This is a genomic window from Pantoea sp. EKM10T (assembly GCF_011800685.1).
Lineage (GTDB): Bacteria > Pseudomonadota > Gammaproteobacteria > Enterobacterales > Enterobacteriaceae > Pantoea > Pantoea agglomerans.
In genome coordinates this window covers 271,282-286,975 of the sequence record NZ_JAALEU010000004.1, presented here as the reverse complement: position 1 = coordinate 286,975, position 15,694 = coordinate 271,282, and the positions used below count along the sequence as shown (strand labels likewise).

The window sequence follows — 15,694 nt, the reverse complement described above, 5'->3', positions numbered from 1 at the left end:
TTTCTTCAGAACGTCAAGACAGAGGTCATCATGGCAATCGAACGTACTTTTTCTATCATCAAGCCAAACGCCGTCGCTAAAAATGTGATTGGTGCTATCTACAACCGTTTTGAAAGCGCTGGCTTCAAAATCGTTGGCGCAAAAATGCTGCAGCTGAGCAAAGAGCAGGCTGAAGGTTTTTACGCTGAGCACCAGGGCAAGCCATTCTTCGATGGTCTGGTTGAATTCATGACCTCTGGCCCGGTTGTTGTTTCCGTGCTGGAAGGTGAAAATGCCGTTCAGCGTCACCGTGACCTGATGGGTGCGACTAACCCGGCAAACGCACTGGCTGGCACACTGCGTGCTGACTACGCTGACAGCTTCACCGAAAACGCCACGCACGGTTCAGATTCTGCTGAATCCGCTGCCCGCGAAATCGCTTATTTCTTTGGCGAAAACGAAATCTGCCCACGTACCCGTTAATCGCCTGGCGATAAACGTTACGTAGGCTTTACAAAAATCTGCGTAGGGGAGGTCACTCCCGCCTGTTATCAGGCTGCAGATGTTGTACAATATTGCGCCTTCATTGACTCAGCTTAATGAAGGCGCAATTTTTTTCACCTATCCCTGAACAGCGCCATAACGTGTAACAACGAGGCCAGAGAATATTATGTCCGAACAGATTGTGACGTCCGCGTCAGCATCCCCTATTGTCGTCTCCCCCAAAAGCCAGAAAATAAACCTGCTGGATCTCAACCGTCAGCAGATGCGCGAATTCTTCCTGTCGCTGGGCGAAAAGCCCTTCCGCGCCGATCAGGTCATGAAGTGGATTTATCACTACTGCTGCGATGACTTTGAGCAGATGACCGACATCAACAAAAAGCTGCGTAACCGGCTGATGGAGCTGACGGAGATCCGTGCGCCAGAAGTGGCAGAAGAAATGCGCTCTACCGACGGCACCATCAAATGGGCCATTCGCGTGGGCGACCAGCTGGTGGAAACGGTCTATATCCCGGAAGGGGACCGCGCCACGCTCTGTGTCTCTTCACAGGTGGGTTGTGCGCTGGAGTGTAAATTCTGTTCGACCGCACAGCAGGGCTTTAACCGTAACCTGCGGGTGTCAGAAATTATTGGTCAGGTGTGGCGCGCGGCGAAAATTGTCGGCGCAGCCAAAATCACCGGCCAGCGTCCTATCACCAACGTGGTGATGATGGGCATGGGCGAGCCGCTGCTCAACCTCAATAACGTGGTCCCGGCGATGGAGATCATGCTGGATGACTTCGGTTTTGGTCTGTCGAAGCGTCGCGTGACCCTCTCTACCTCGGGTGTGGTGCCCGCGCTGGATAAACTGGGCGATATGATCGACGTCGCGCTGGCGATTTCCCTGCACGCGCCTAACGATAAGCTGCGTGATGATATTGTCCCGATCAACAAAAAGTACAATATCGAAACCTTCCTGGCGGCGGTGAAACGCTACATTGGCAAATCCAACGCCAATCAGGGACGCGTGACCATTGAGTATGTGTTGCTGGATCACGTCAATGACAGCACAGATGATGCGCATGAACTCGCCGCATTACTGAAAGAAACACCGTGTAAAATCAACCTGATCCCCTGGAACCCCTTCCCGGGCGCGCCTTATGGCCGTAGCTCCAATAGCCGCATCGATCGTTTCTCCAAAGTCCTGATGGACTATGGTTTTACGACCATCGTGCGTAAAACCCGTGGCGACGATATCGATGCCGCCTGTGGTCAGTTAGCCGGTGAGGTGATCGACCGTACCAAGCGTACGATGCGTAAAAAAATGGCGGGTGAAGCCATCTCTGTGAAGGCTCTCTAGAAGAGTGACTCAGAGCGTTTCCTGAAGTGATGACGCGTGGCAGGCTGCAGCCTGTCAACGTCAACCGGATGGAAACGATTATGCGTAACGGATTACCTGCCGTTTTACTGGCGCTGTTTGTTGTAAGCGGGTGTGTCAGCCAGCATCACGAACCCGGAGCAGAAGAGGTGCGTCTGCAGTTAGGGATGCACTATCTGGCGGGTGGCGACTATGCCGCAGCTGAGCGAAACTTTCTGCGGGCACAGGCCGCCGCGCCAGAGGATTACCGGGTCTCGCTTGCGCTGGCTCGACTGGCGCAGAAGCAGGGTAATCAGACAGCGGCGCAGGCACGGTTTATACTGGCACAGCAGCAGGCCCCGGATAATGGTTTTGTTGCTAACAATTACGGTGCGTTTCTCTGCGCTTTAAGGCAGTATGGCGAAGCGCATCAACAGTTTAGTCGGGCAAGCGCAGCACCGCAGTTTGATGCACGCAATGACGCGCTTGAACTGGCAGGGTTTTGTTATCTGCAGGCTGGCGATATTGCCGCTGCCCGCAGGACACTACGCCAGGCCATTGAGGCTGACAGACGCAAAGCTGATTCGCTGCTGTCGGAAGCTGAAAAGCAGTTGGCAGATAACCATCTGGCGAAGGTGCAGGTTTTGCTTGATATTTACCAGCAACAGCTGCCCGCAACGGCACGAAGTCTGGCGTTACACTTACGTTTCGCCGCGCTACAGGGAGATGCCGCTGACGTTTCACGTTATGGCGACCAGTTAGCGCGACGTTTTCCGCAATCGATACAGTACCAGCGTTATTTAGCTAATGAATACTGAAGCCACTCAAGAAAACTCTGCATTACATTCAACAGGTGAACGCCTGCGTCTGGCCCGTGAGCAGATGGGGCTGACGCAGCAGAACGTCGCTGAACGCCTGTGCCTGAAACTTTCTACCGTGCGTGATATCGAGGAAGACAAATCGCCTGCCGATCTGGCCTCCACGTTCCTGCGCGGATACATTCGCTCCTACGCGCGTCTGGTGCACATTCCTGAAGAGGAACTGCTGCCGATGATGGCGAAACAGACACCGATTCGGGCTTCAAAGATCGAGCCGATGCAAAGTTTCTCGCTGGGCAAACGCCGCAAGAAACGCGACGGCTGGTTGATGATTTTCACCTGGCTGGTGGTGTTTGTGGTGGTGGGTCTGACCGGTGCCTGGTGGTGGCAGAATCATAAAGAGTCGCAGGATGATTTGGTGCCGATGACCGATCAGAACAGCAGCAGCGGTGATAGCGGTCAGTCGATTCCGCTGGGTGAATCCAGCGGTGACAGCGCGGCACCTGCCGCGCCTGACGAAAGCAATACCACCAGTGACAACAGCGCAGCCAGTGCGCCAGCGAGTGCGGCGCCGGCCGCCACTGGCAGCAATAGCGCGACCACCGCACAGCCGGATACCACCAGCAATGCCGTGGTTTCACCGAGCCAGGCGCCCGTGGACAACTCAGCGGCTGCGGCCGCGAACACGAATACCAATACCAGCACGGCACCTCAGATGCCAGTAGGTGCAGCGGCGGTCAGTGAACCGGCTGCTGACCCTAATGCGGTGGTGATGACCTTTAACGCCGACTGCTGGCTGGAAGTGAGCGATGCCACCGGCAAAAAACTGTTCAGCGGCATTCAGCGCAGTGGTGGTAAACTCAGCCTCGCAGGAACGCCTCCGTATCGTCTGAAAATTGGCGCGCCTTCCGCTGTTCAGGTGCAATATCAGAATCAGCCCGTTGATTTAAGTCGTTTTATCCGTAATAACCAGGTTGCTCGCCTGACGTTGGGTGCGCAATAACAGCGTATCGCGTACCGGGCAATTGTGGAGAAGAAATATGCATAACGAAGCACCCATTATCCGTCGTAAATCCAAACGCATTTACGTCGGCAAGGTGCCGGTCGGTGACGGCGCACCCATCGCTGTCCAGTCGATGACCAACACCCGCACCACTGACGTGGAGGCGACGGTAAATCAGATCAAAGCCCTTGAGCGAGTCGGTGTCGACATCGTTCGTATCTCGGTGCCTACCATGGATGCCGCAGAAGCATTCAGGCTGATCAAACAGCAGGTAAACGTCCCGCTGGTTGCAGATATTCATTTTGACTACCGCATCGCCCTGAAAGTCGCCGAGTATGGCGTCGACTGCCTGCGCATCAATCCCGGTAACATCGGGAACAATGAGCGCATCCGTATGGTGGTCGACTGCGCGCGCGACAAAAATATTCCGATTCGAATCGGCGTGAACGCCGGTTCGCTGGAGAAAGATCTGCAGGAAAAGTATGGCGAGCCGACGCCGCAGGCGTTGCTGGAATCTGCCATGCGCCATGTCGATCATCTCGACCGTCTTAACTTCGATCAATTTAAAGTCAGCGTTAAAGCTTCTGACGTTTTCCTCGCGGTTGAATCTTATCGTCTGCTGGCGAAACAGATTGAACAGCCACTGCATCTCGGTATCACCGAAGCGGGCGGCGCGCGGGCTGGCGCAGTGAAATCGGCGATTGGACTGGGTCTGCTGCTGTCAGAAGGGATCGGCGATACGCTGCGTATCTCGCTGGCCGCCGATCCGGTAGAAGAAGTCAAAGTCGGTTTCGATATCCTCAAGTCACTGCGCATCCGTTCTCGTGGCATCAACTTCATCGCCTGTCCGACCTGCTCACGTCAGGAGTTCGACGTTATCGGCACGGTCAACGCGCTGGAGCAGCGTCTGGAAGACCTCATCACCCCGATGGATGTCTCCATTATCGGCTGCGTGGTCAACGGACCCGGCGAGGCGACTCTCTCTACGCTGGGCGTGACCGGCGGCAGCAAGAAGAGTGGTTTCTACGAAGATGGTGTGCGTCAGCGCGATCGTCTCGACAACAATGACATGATCGATCAGCTGGAAGCGCGCATTCGTGCTAAAGCGTCGATGCTGGATGCCAGTCGCCGTATTGATGTGCAGCATCTGGAAAAATAATGGCGTACGCGGTTTACGTGCGTGACTTTTTTGACTGAACCTGTGCGGTTTCATCCTCATAAGGTATGATGCCGGACAGGTTTTTTTGCATTAAGAGATTCTAACGTGGCGAAGAATATTCAGGCGATTCGCGGGATGAACGACTACCTGCCTGCGGATACCGCCCTCTGGCAACGGATTGAAGGCGTTCTCAAGCAGACGCTGGCGAGCTACGGTTACAGCGAAATTCGCTTACCGCTGGTGGAGCAAACCCCACTGTTTAAACGCGCCATCGGTGAAGTCACCGACGTGGTTGAAAAAGAGATGTATACCTTCGAAGACCGCAACGGTGAAAGCCTGACGCTGCGTCCGGAAGGCACTGCAGGTTGCGTGCGAGCCGGTATTGAACACGGTTTACTCTACAACCAGGAGCAGCGCCTGTGGTATATGGGCCCGATGTTCCGCTATGAGCGTCCGCAGAAAGGCCGCTATCGTCAGTTCTACCAGATTGGCGTGGAAGTGTTTGGTCTGCAGGGACCGGACATCGATGCTGAACTGATCATGCTGAACGCCCGCTGGTGGAAAGCCCTGGGTATCTCTGAGCACGTTCGTCTGGAACTCAACTCTATCGGTTCGCTGGAAGCACGCGCGCATTACCGCGACGCGCTGGTCGCCTTCCTTGAACAGCATAAAGAGGTGCTGGATGAGGATTGTAAACGCCGCATGTACACCAATCCGATGCGCGTTCTCGACACTAAAAATCCTGATATCCAGCAGCTACTGAATGATGCGCCACAGCTTGGCGACTATCTTGATGACGAATCACGCGAACATTTCAGCGGCCTGTGTGCCCTGCTGGATGACGCCGGGATCAGCTACACCGTCAATCAGCGTCTGGTACGCGGTCTTGATTATTACAATCGCACCGTGATTGAGTGGGTCACCGATAGCCTGGGTTCACAGGGCACGGTATGTGGTGGCGGTCGCTATGATGGCCTGGTTGAGCAGCTCGGTGGGCGCGCAACACCTGCCGTTGGCTTTGCCATGGGCATGGAGCGTCTGGTGCTGCTGGTTCAGGCGGTTAATCCTGAATTTGAACCGACGAGCAATGTGGATGTCTATGTTATCGCTTCAGGTCAGGGCGTGCAGTCTGCAGCAATGCAGCTGGCTGAGAAATTGCGTGATGAAGCGCCAGAACTGAGGCTGATGACCAACTTTGGCGGCGGCAACTTCAAGAAACAGTTTGCCCGTGCTGACAAGTGGGGCGCTCGCGTCGCACTGGTGTTAGGCGAGGACGAGGTCAAAGCCGGTCAGGTCGTGATTAAAGATCTGCGCCGTGGCGAGCAGCAAACGCTGGATCAGGCAGAGGCTGCTGCTGTCTTGCGCTCGCTGTTACAGTAAGCGTGACACAGCACCAACCATAGAAAGGAGAGGGATTGCGTGGAAGTGTATAGCAATGAGAACGAGCAGACCGACGCGCTGCGCAACTTTTTTGCCAACAATGGCAAAGCGTTAGCTATTGGCGTGGTGATCGGCATTGCTGCGCTGGGCGGCTGGCGTTACTGGAGCAGTCATCAGGACGATACGGCGAAGACAGTATCAGCGCAGTATCAGCAGCTCACCAGCGCCATGCAGGCGGGCAAACCGGAGACGCTGGAAGCGGTAAACCGTTTTGCCAGTGAAAACAGCAACACCTACGGTGCGCTGGCTGCGATGGATCTGGCGAAGCAGTATGTTGACGCCGGTCAGCTTGATAAAGCCGCGACGCTGCTGCAAAACGGACTGAAAGATACCAAAGATGCCAATCTGCAGGCGGTGATTAACCTGCGCCTGGCACGCATTCAACTGCAACAGAATCAAGCGGATGCGGCGCTTAAAACCCTTGACGGTGTGAAGGGTGATGGCTGGACAGCCATTGTGGCCGATATTCGCGGCGAAGCGCTGCTGACCAAAGGCGACAAGCAGGGCGCGCGCGATGCCTGGAGTAAAGGGGTTGAATCTGACGCCTCTCCGGCATTGAAGCAAATGATGCAGATGAAGATGAATAACTTAAGCTAAGCCAGTCAAGAGAGAGCGCATGGAATTACGTAAATACCTGCTGCCGGGACTGATTTCAGTCACTTTGCTCAGCGGTTGTTCGCTGTTTAGCGGCGAAGAAGATGTAGTAAAAATGGCCCCGTTGCCGAAGGTGGAAAATCAGTTCACGCCACAGAAAGTGTGGAGCACCTCGGTAGGCGATGGTGTCGGTGATTTCTACTCAAATCTGCATCCTGCCTGGCAGGATAATACGGTTTATGCTGCCGACCGCTTTGGTATCGTCAAAGCGCTCGATGCCGCAGACGGTAAAGAAAAATGGAAAGTCGATCTCTCTGAGAAAACCGGCTTCTTCTCGAAAAATCGCTCAGCCATGTTATCAGGTGGCCTGACGGCTGATGGCGATCGGGTCTATGTTGGCAGCGAGCGCGGCCAGGTTTATGCCCTCAACAGCAGTGATGGTAGCCTGGCGTGGCAGACGAAAGTCGCCGGTGAAGCACTGTCACGTCCGGTAGTCAGCGATGGTCTGGTGCTGGTTCATACCAGCAACGGCATGTTGCAGGGCCTGGATCAGAGCAGCGGTGCCGTGAAGTGGAGCGTCAACCTGGATATGCCAGCGTTGTCTCTGCGCGGTGAATCTGCTCCGGCTGTCGCTTTTGGTGGCGCGATTGTCGGTGGCGACAATGGTCGTGTCAGTGCCGTGGTGCTGAACCAGGGACAACTGGTCTGGCAGCAGCGTATTTCCCAGGTCAGCGGTGCCACTGAGATCGATCGTCTTAACGATGTCGATACCACACCGGTTATCGTCAATGGCGTGGTTTACGCGCTGGCGTATAACGGCAATCTGACAGCACTGGATCTGCGTTCCGGCCAGATTTTGTGGAAACGCGAAATTGGCGGTGTGAAAGATCTGATTGTGGATGCCGGCCGCATCTATCTGGTCGATCAGGACGATCGTGTGATTGCGCTTAACGCTGACGGCGGTGTCGCCATCTGGCGTCAAAGCGATCTGCTGCATCGCAACCTGACTTCGCCGGTGCTCTACAACGGCTATCTGGTTGTCGGCGACAGTGAAGGTTATCTGCACTGGCTGAACACCACGGATGGTCGTTTCGTTGCGCAGCAGAAACTGGATAGCTCAGGCTTCCAGACCGAGCCGGTGGTCGCCAGCGATAAGCTGCTGATCCAGTCGAAAGATGGTGAGGTTTATGCGATTACCCGTTAACGGGTACACGTCTGGCAGGTGAAATCCTCCGTTCCGACGGCTCCTGATTTAATCAGGGGCCGTTTCGTTTTTAGTCAGGCATGGTATTCTTTGCGCCTTAAGCCTGAACTTGACGGCCAGAGCCGTTATAATCACGCCATTCGGGCGATTAATTATTTATTGAGGCATTTTGTTATGGTACCTGTGGTCGCGCTGGTTGGGCGTCCCAATGTGGGAAAATCTACGCTATTTAACCGCTTAACCCGCACACGTGATGCGCTGGTAGCGGATTTTCCTGGACTGACTCGCGATCGCAAATATGGTCGCGCCGAAGTGGAAGGGCGCGAATTTATTGTTATTGATACCGGTGGTATCGACGGCACCGAAGAGGGTGTTGAAACGCGGATGGCCGAGCAGTCACTGCTGGCGATTGAAGAAGCGGATGTCGTGCTGTTTATGGTCGATGCGCGTGCGGGCATGATGGCCGCCGATCAGCAAATCGCTAAGCATCTCCGTTCCCGCCAGAAAGCGACTTTCCTGGTGGCCAACAAAACTGACGGGATGGATCCTGATCAGGCGGTTGTGGACTTCTATTCACTGGGCCTGGGCGAGATCCACGCCATTGCGGCATCGCATGGTCGTGGTGTGAGCAGCCTGATAGAAGAGGCACTGCTGCCATGGATGGACAAAGTTGAGACGGTCGAGCTCACGGAAGAAGAAGAGAACCAGGCGTACTGGGCTGCGCTTGAAGCTGACGAGATTGCTGAGCAGGAAGCCGCAGAGGAAGAAGAAAACTTCGACCCGACGGGCCTGCCGATCAAACTGGCGATTGTTGGCCGTCCTAACGTAGGTAAGTCAACGCTTACCAACCGTATTCTCGGTGAAGACCGCGTAGTGGTCTACGATATGCCGGGTACCACCCGCGACAGCATCTATATTCCGATGGAGCGTGATGGACGTGAATACGTTCTGATCGACACGGCGGGCGTGCGTAAGCGTGCCAAAATCTCTGACACTGTAGAGAAATTCTCGGTGATCAAGACGCTGCAGGCGATTGAAGATGCCAACGTGGTGATGCTGGTGATTGATGCCCATGCCGGTATTTCCGATCAGGATCTGTCGCTGCTTGGCTTCATTCTCAACAGTGGTCGTTCGCTGGTGATTGTGGTCAACAAATGGGATGGCCTGTCGCAGGAAGTGCGTGATGAAGTGAAAGAGACACTGGACTACCGTCTGGGCTTTATCGACTTCGCCCGCATCCACTTTATCTCTGCGCTGCACGGCAGCGGCGTCGGCAATCTGTTTGAGTCGATCACTGAAGCCTATGACTGTTCGACGAAGCGTGTAAACACCTCGCTGCTGACCCGTATCATGAACATGGCGGCAGACGATCACCAGCCACCGCTGGTACGCAGTCGTCGCGTTAAGCTCAAATACGCGCACGCGGGGGGCTATAACCCGCCTATCGTGGTAATCCACGGTAATCAGGTTAAGGATCTGCCCGATTCTTACAAACGCTACCTGATGAACTATTTCCGTAAATCACTCAACGTGATGGGAACGCCAATTCGTATTCAGTTCAAAGAGGGTGATAACCCTTATGAAGGCAAACGTAACCTGCTGACACCAACGCAGCAGCGTAAACGTAAGCGTCTGCTGGCGCATATGAAAAAGAACAAGCGTTAAGAATAGAGGGCCATCTGGCCCTCTTTTTTTTACCCTGAATAAACCGGAGCAGGGAGAAAATAGTGACTATTATTTGCGAAAAATGTCAGCAACCGCTGTCGCTCAGTGACGGTGAATTTATCTGTAATACCTGCGGTACGCATTACCCCGCACAACCCTGCTGTCCGGCGTGTCATCAGCCGCTTGAGGTGCTCAAAGCCTGCGGCGCGGTGGACTATTTTTGCCGGAACGGACATGGCCTTATCTCCCGCAAGCGCGTCCTTTTCCAGCCGCCAGGTCACTGACGCCGCTTTCAGCTACGCTTAAAACGTCTGAGAATTCAGAGCGACGACTGGCTCATTTTGTAGCAAAAATGCTATTGCGCCGTAACAAATGAGTTGTGGATGTTCACTCTGTAATGTACCAGGTGGTACAATCCTGCCGCGTCGTGGGAGGGGCAAGCCACATCCGTGTTCTTCCGGCCCCTCGATCTCACGGACGCGGGTCTGTTTATATTCGATTTGAAACCGAGCGGTGCCCGGCGCGGACTGACTTAACGCGCCGGCGTCCGGATGGCATCTGTCCGGGCGCTCTGTTTATTCAGGAGAGTAAGTATTATGGCTGAAACATCCTCCCGCTCCGGAAAGGGGCTGGGAATAGCATCCGTGCTGCTCGGACTGGTGCTGCTTGCCACCGGTCTGTTTTTTGCAATTGGCGGCGGCAAACTGGTTGCACTTGGTGGCAGCGGGTACTTTTTAATTGCGGGTATCGTCACTGTACTCTCCGCAATTCAGTTCTTCCGTCGCAAATCCTCGGCAGTGGTTCTGTTCCTGCTGGTCTTTGTCGGCACCCTGATCTGGTCGCTATTCGACGCGGGCCTGGAGTTCTGGCCGCTGGTATCACGCCTGATGGTGCCTGCCGGACTGATGCTGCTTGCCTTCCTGATCTGGCCTTCACTGCGTAAGCATGAAGGTAAGCACTCACTGGCAAAACCCTCTTATGCGTTCTCTGCGCTGCTGGCGGCAGGCATGGTTGTTACGCTGGTGCAGATGTTCCAGCCACATCCTACCGTTGCAGGCACGGGCGAAGAGCTGCCGCTGATCCCGGTAGATAAAGCGAAACAGCAGAAAGACTGGAATAACTACGGTAATACTCCGCAGGGCAGCCGCTTTGTGGCGCTGGATCAAATCACCCGCGACAACGTGAAAGATCTGCAGGTGGCCTGGACCTTCCGCACCGGTGATACCCCTGTCAGCCCGACCGGCAACGGCGCAGAAGATCAGCAGACACCGTTGCAGATTGGCAATACCCTTTATCTCTGCACACCGCACAACAACGTCATCGCCGTTGAAGCCAACAGCGGTAAGCAGATCTGGAAACGTGAAATCAATGCCAAAGCGGAAGTCTGGCCACGCTGCCGTGGTCTGGCTTACTTTGACGCCACGAAACCGCTGCAGCAGCCAGATAAGCCGGGGTCTTCACCTGTGACTGCCGCAGTGTTGCCAGCCGGTGACAGCTGTCAGCGTCGTATTCTGATGAACACCATCGACGCGCGTCTGATTGCGATCAATGCTGACAACGGTGAGTTCTGTGAAAACTTTGGCGATCACGGCATCGTTGATCTCAAAGCGGGCATGGGCAAGGCACCGGATCCGCAATATCAGCTGACCTCAGCGCCAACCCTGGCTGGCACCACTGTGGTGGTCGGCGGTCGCGTAGCGGATAACGTACAGACGGATATGCCGGGTGGCGTGTTGCGTGGCTTTGACGTTATCACCGGCCAGATGCGCTGGGCGTTTGACCCAGGCAATGTTGACCCGAATGCGATATTGATGCCGGGTAAAGATTATACCCGCAGTACGCCGAACTCATGGGCGCCAATGTCTTACGACCCGGCAATGAACACCGTGTTCATTCCAATGGGCAGTTCGTCGGTTGACCTCTGGGGTGCGAACCGTACTGAGCTGGATCACAAATATGGCGCATCGGTTCTGGCGCTGGATGCCACGACCGGTAAAGAGAAGTGGGTCTATCAGACCGTGCATAACGATCTGTGGGACTTTGACCTGCCGATGCAGCCAAGCCTGATCGACTTCCCGCAAAAAGATGGCACTACCACACCTGCGGTAGTGATTGGCGGCAAAACCGGCATGATCTTCGTGCTTGACCGTATGACCGGCAAGCCGCTGACCAAAGTCGAAGAACTGCCGATGCCGCAGGGTCATATCCCGAACGAGCAGTACACCAAAACGCAGCCACACTCGACCGGGATGCCGCAGATTGGCAACCAGACGCTGAAAGAGTCTGACATGTGGGGTGCCACGCCGTTTGATCAGCTGGCCTGCCGCATTGGCTTCAAATCCATGCGCTATGACGGCCTGTTCACCGTGCCGGACACCGACAAGTCTCTGAGCTTCCCGGGTTCGCTGGGCGGTATGAACTGGGGCAGCATGTCGGTCGATCCGAACAACCACCTGTTGTTCGTCAATGATATGCGTCTGGGTTTGTGGGTTCAGATGATCCCGGCTGATACCAGCAATATTGCGCGTGGCAGCAACGGCGGCGAAGCGATCAACACCGGTATGGGTGCCGTTCCGCTGAAAGGCACGCCATATGCTGTGAATAAAAATCGCTTTATGTCACCGCTGGGTATCCCATGTCAGAAACCGCCATTTGGTACGCTGTCGGCGATTGACATGAAAACGCAGAAAATCGTCTGGCAGGTGCCGGTCGGCACGGTGCAGGATACCGGACCATTCGGTATCAAGATGCGCGTGAAAATGCCGGTTGGCATGCCAACGCTGGGCGGTACGCTGGCCACGCAGGGCGGCCTGGTGTTCATCGCGGGTACGCAGGATTACTATCTGCGCGCCTTTGATTCTTCAACCGGGAAAGAGGTGTGGAAAGCACGTCTGCCGGTGGGCAGTCAGGGTGGCCCGATGAGCTACGTCTCACCGAAAGATGGAAAGCAGTACATCCTGATCTCGGCAGGTGGCGCACGTCAGTCACCGGACCGTGGTGATTATGTGATTGCTTACGCGCTGCCAGACAGCAAGTAACAACGCTTAAGGAAAAGGGCCGACATAGTCGGCCCTTTTTTTTGCTTATTTGCCGTCGCGCCACAGCGCCTGCAACTCAGGCGGCGCCACCTGTTCCGGAATCAACAGCACTATCGTCCCAACCTCGCGGTGGGTTGCATACTGAATCTGGATGCGAAAATAGCGTTGATCGCCACTGCCCACCTGCGCGGCTTTCTCCTCAGGTTCGCCCAGCGGCATCGCCTGCTGCAGCGCATGGCAGACGCGCTCTCTTTCTGGCGGCGGCAGCTCGCCCAGCATAAAGCGTCGTTCGGCGCGTAGCCCCGGAATAAAGGCCATGCCGCCTTCACGCGCGACGATGATGGTGGCGTCATCAGTGAGTTCGGGCAGGTCACTCATAGCACGCCAACCTCCTTCCACGCCTGTTCAATGGCACTGCCGACCGATTCGTTGAACCGTTTTTTACCATGCTGAACGGTGAAGCGGGCAAAGGTCTTAAAGTCAGCATCCTGTGGCAGTTCGTCGTCACACACCGTATCGTACCAGGCATATCCCGCCTGTTCCCACGCATAACCACCCAGCGCTGTTGCTGCCAGATAAAAAGCCCGGTTAGGGATGCCGGAGTTGATATGAACCCCGCCATTATCTTCACGTGTCTTCACGTAGTGATCCATGTGTGCCGGTTGCGGATCTTTGCCCAGCATCGGGTCATCATAGGCAGAGCCAGGTTCAGACATCGATCGCAGACCACGCCCATTGATGCCGCTTGCCAGCAGGCCTTCGCCGATAATCCAGTCCGCCTCATCGGCGCGCTGTTTTTTACTGAACTGTTTCACCAGCGAGCCAAACACATCTGACAGTGACTCGTTCAGTGCACCAGCCTGCTCGAAGTAGATCAAGCCGGCTTCATTTTCCGTCACGCCATGCGCCAGTTCATGCGCCACAACGTCAATCGCAATGGTGAAGCGATTAAAGATTTCGCCGTCACCATCACCAAATACCATTTGCTGACCGTTCCAGAAGGCGTTCTGGTATTTGTCACCGTAGTGCACGGTACCGAGCAATTTCAGCCCCTGATTATCCAGCGAATTACGCTGATAAGCCTGCCAGAAGAAGTCATAGGTTACGCCAAGATAGTCCCAGGCTTCCTCAGCCGCTACGTCGTCATTGCCGGGCTGGCCCTCCTGACGAATCAACTTACCTGGCAGGGTCTGCTGACTTTGCGCATCATAAATTTCACGATCCACGTGGCCGCCTGCCGCGGTTTTTGCCACCGGCTGCTTTTGCCAGTGTTCCGCCATCAGGTGCTGGACGTGTGTCAGGGTGCGACGCGCCTGCTCCTGCTGGTGGCCGGAACCGTGCGCGATGATTTTGCGAAGGATATAGGGAGGAATAACGCAATAAGCCATCTGAAACTCCTTGGCGACAGGGAATGTGCCAGAAAGTATAGACCCGTCAGGCTGGTTAGACCTCATTAGTGAGGCCAGCGTTAAGTGTAAAAGTGTGAGCTGACGGGCAGAGTCAGGAGGCGGTTTTGCGGCGGCGCTTTTTCTCAGGCAGTAACTGCGTCACCTGGCTTTCAACCCAGCCATCATCAAGACGGGTACGGAGCAGGTCGCCGCTCTGGAGCTGTGCGGTTTTCTTCACCACCTGTCCGGCAGTGTCGGTGGTCACGCTAAAACCACGCGCCAGCGTCGCCAGCGGGCTGACGCCTTCCAGTTGCGCCACCAACTGACCAAAGTGCTGTTTGCTGGTGCTCAGCTGTTTTGTCATGCTCTGCTGCAGGCGGTAGTGCCAGCTTTGCAGCTGTTTTTGCGCATCGAACAGCCGCTGCTGAGGCTGCTGGGCATTGAGTCGATGCGACAGGCGATCCTGCTGACGCGTGGCCTGACGCAGGTGGGTTTCCATTGCTTCCCCCAGTCGCTGCTGCAGGCGGAACAGGGCGGTCTGCTGACGGGCCAGACGCAGCTGCGGATGCTGCTGTTGCAGACGATGTTCAAGGCGGGAGTAAAGCCGCTGCTGACGTGCCAGGTAGTAATCCATCGCCATCTCCAGCCGCTGTTGCTGTGACTGCAACTGACGCAGTAACTCCAGCTGGTTACGGCTGACAATTTCAGCCGCGGCGGAAGGGGTGGGTGCACGTAAATCGGCAACGAAGTCGGCAATGGTGACATCGGTTTCATGACCCACCGCGCTGACGATGGGAATGCGGCTGGCAAAAATGGCGCGCGCCACGCGTTCATCGTTAAAGCCCCACAAATCTTCCAGCGAACCGCCGCCGCGTCCGACAATTAATACGTCGCACTCGTTGCGCAGGTTGGCGATTTCAATTGCGCGGACGATAGCCGCTGGCGCATCGACGCCCTGAACCACGGTCGGGTAGATGACCACGGGCAGGGAGGGATCACGGCGATGCAGCACGCGTAACACATCGTGCAGCGCCGCGCCGGTGGAAGAGGTGATTACCCCGACCTGACGCGCTGGTTCCGGCAGCGGTTGCTTATGCTGCGGATCAAACAGCCCTTCGGTGGCCAGTTTTGCTTTCAGCAGTTCAAACTGCTGCTGCAGCAAGCCTTCACCCGCCGGATGCATACTTTCGGCAATCAGCTGATAGTCACCGCGTGGCTCATAGAGAGTGATGTTGGCGCGAACCAGCACCTGCTGACCATGCTGCGGACGAAAGGTAACGCGTCGGTTACTGTTGCGGAACATAGCACAGCGAACCTGAGCGCCATCATCTTTCAGCGTGAAGTACCAGTGACCGGATGCCGGTTGCGTGAAGTTGGAGATCTCGGCGCTGATCCAGACCAGGCCCATCTCTTTCTCCAGCAGCTGACGCACTGTCGTATTGAGACGGCTGACGGTAAAAATATTGGCGATGGGTGGCAGCGACATGTGACGAAGATCAAATTCCAAATCAGCAGGTTAATTCATCGATACTACAGGGCTGTCAGTGCGGATCAAGAGTTTTTCGTAAA

Annotated in this window: 14 protein-coding genes; 11 read left to right on the top strand and 3 right to left on the bottom strand. The window is 55.5% G+C overall.

Annotation, left to right across the window (positions count from 1 at the left end):
• Positions 1-30: 30 nt before the first annotated feature.
• From ndk to HFD95_RS10245, 11 genes are all read left to right on the top strand, one after another.
• The gene (gene ndk / locus HFD95_RS10295; protein WP_003848684.1) at positions 31-462 is read left to right on the top strand and encodes a nucleoside-diphosphate kinase; all 432 of its coding nucleotides are present in this window, start codon (positions 31-33) and stop codon (positions 460-462) included.
• A 187-nt stretch (positions 463-649) separates the two neighbouring features.
• Complete coding sequence (locus HFD95_RS10290) at positions 650-1,819, top strand: bifunctional tRNA (adenosine(37)-C2)-methyltransferase TrmG/ribosomal RNA large subunit methyltransferase RlmN (RefSeq protein ID WP_010257560.1); 1,170 nt, start codon at positions 650-652, stop codon at positions 1,817-1,819.
• 80 nt (positions 1,820-1,899) lie between these two features.
• Positions 1,900-2,634 (top strand): type IV pilus biogenesis/stability protein PilW, encoded by a 735-nt coding sequence (gene pilW / locus HFD95_RS10285; RefSeq protein WP_031292207.1) that lies wholly within the window; start codon positions 1,900-1,902, stop codon positions 2,632-2,634.
• Positions 2,624-3,637, top strand: coding sequence for a cytoskeleton protein RodZ (gene rodZ, locus HFD95_RS10280; RefSeq protein WP_167430197.1), 1,014 nt, complete (start codon positions 2,624-2,626; stop codon positions 3,635-3,637). Before pilW ends, rodZ begins: the two co-directional genes overlap by 11 nt.
• 37 nt (positions 3,638-3,674) lie before the next feature.
• Positions 3,675-4,796 (top strand): flavodoxin-dependent (E)-4-hydroxy-3-methylbut-2-enyl-diphosphate synthase, encoded by a 1,122-nt coding sequence (ispG, locus tag HFD95_RS10275; protein ID WP_163798870.1) that lies wholly within the window; start codon positions 3,675-3,677, stop codon positions 4,794-4,796.
• A gap of 105 nt (positions 4,797-4,901) precedes the next feature.
• On the top strand, positions 4,902-6,176 hold the full coding sequence (hisS, locus tag HFD95_RS10270; RefSeq protein WP_010257545.1) for a histidine--tRNA ligase: 1,275 nt from the start codon (positions 4,902-4,904) through the stop codon (positions 6,174-6,176).
• A gap of 39 nt (positions 6,177-6,215) precedes the next feature.
• On the top strand, positions 6,216-6,833 hold the full coding sequence (locus tag HFD95_RS10265) for a YfgM family protein (protein WP_010257542.1): 618 nt from the start codon (positions 6,216-6,218) through the stop codon (positions 6,831-6,833).
• Positions 6,834-6,852: 19 nt separating this feature from the next.
• Positions 6,853-8,034: an outer membrane protein assembly factor BamB gene (bamB, locus tag HFD95_RS10260; RefSeq protein WP_033769690.1), complete on the top strand. Its 1,182-nt coding sequence runs from the start codon at positions 6,853-6,855 to the stop codon at positions 8,032-8,034.
• A gap of 174 nt (positions 8,035-8,208) precedes the next feature.
• Positions 8,209-9,699 carry a ribosome biogenesis GTPase Der gene (gene der, locus HFD95_RS10255; RefSeq protein WP_010257536.1) on the top strand — a complete coding sequence of 497 codons (1,491 nt, stop codon included), beginning with the start codon at positions 8,209-8,211 and terminating at the stop codon, positions 9,697-9,699.
• A gap of 62 nt (positions 9,700-9,761) precedes the next feature.
• The gene (locus tag HFD95_RS10250; protein ID WP_010257531.1) at positions 9,762-9,983 is read left to right on the top strand and encodes a zinc ribbon domain-containing protein; all 222 of its coding nucleotides are present in this window, start codon (positions 9,762-9,764) and stop codon (positions 9,981-9,983) included.
• 312 nt (positions 9,984-10,295) lie between these two features.
• A complete protein-coding gene (locus HFD95_RS10245) occupies positions 10,296-12,737 on the top strand; it encodes a glucose/quinate/shikimate family membrane-bound PQQ-dependent dehydrogenase (RefSeq protein ID WP_167430196.1) in 2,442 nt (813 codons plus the stop codon).
• A gap of 45 nt (positions 12,738-12,782) precedes the next feature.
• On the opposite strand, the gene HFD95_RS10240 is transcribed toward HFD95_RS10245, so the two are convergent.
• The 3 genes from HFD95_RS10240 to xseA form a co-directional block, all read right to left on the bottom strand.
• Complete coding sequence (locus HFD95_RS10240; RefSeq protein ID WP_060680735.1) at positions 12,783-13,115, bottom strand: protealysin inhibitor emfourin; 333 nt, start codon at positions 13,113-13,115, stop codon at positions 12,783-12,785.
• Positions 13,112-14,125: a M4 family metallopeptidase gene (locus HFD95_RS10235; RefSeq protein WP_010671322.1), complete on the bottom strand. Its 1,014-nt coding sequence runs from the start codon at positions 14,123-14,125 to the stop codon at positions 13,112-13,114. The genes HFD95_RS10240 and HFD95_RS10235 overlap by 4 nt, the downstream gene beginning before the upstream one ends.
• Positions 14,126-14,237: 112 nt before the next feature.
• The gene (xseA, locus tag HFD95_RS10230) at positions 14,238-15,611 is read right to left on the bottom strand and encodes an exodeoxyribonuclease VII large subunit (protein WP_033769693.1); all 1,374 of its coding nucleotides are present in this window, start codon (positions 15,609-15,611) and stop codon (positions 14,238-14,240) included.
• Positions 15,612-15,694: the final 83 nt, after the last annotated feature.

Coding starts and splice junctions, on each gene's coding strand:
- rodZ (WP_167430197.1), top strand. CDS start 2,624: ATGAATACTGAAGCCACTCAAGAAAACTCTGCATTACATTCAACAGGT.
- HFD95_RS10235 (WP_010671322.1), bottom strand. CDS start 14,125: ATGGCTTATTGCGTTATTCCTCCCTATATCCTTCGCAAAATCATCGCG.
- HFD95_RS10245 (WP_167430196.1), top strand. CDS start 10,296: ATGGCTGAAACATCCTCCCGCTCCGGAAAGGGGCTGGGAATAGCATCC.
- HFD95_RS10240 (WP_060680735.1), bottom strand. CDS start 13,115: ATGAGTGACCTGCCCGAACTCACTGATGACGCCACCATCATCGTCGCG.
- ndk (WP_003848684.1), top strand. CDS start 31: ATGGCAATCGAACGTACTTTTTCTATCATCAAGCCAAACGCCGTCGCT.
- der (WP_010257536.1), top strand. CDS start 8,209: ATGGTACCTGTGGTCGCGCTGGTTGGGCGTCCCAATGTGGGAAAATCT.
- bamB (WP_033769690.1), top strand. CDS start 6,853: ATGGAATTACGTAAATACCTGCTGCCGGGACTGATTTCAGTCACTTTG.
- xseA (WP_033769693.1), bottom strand. CDS start 15,611: ATGTCGCTGCCACCCATCGCCAATATTTTTACCGTCAGCCGTCTCAAT.
- pilW (WP_031292207.1), top strand. CDS start 1,900: ATGCGTAACGGATTACCTGCCGTTTTACTGGCGCTGTTTGTTGTAAGC.
- ispG (WP_163798870.1), top strand. CDS start 3,675: ATGCATAACGAAGCACCCATTATCCGTCGTAAATCCAAACGCATTTAC.
- HFD95_RS10290 (WP_010257560.1), top strand. CDS start 650: ATGTCCGAACAGATTGTGACGTCCGCGTCAGCATCCCCTATTGTCGTC.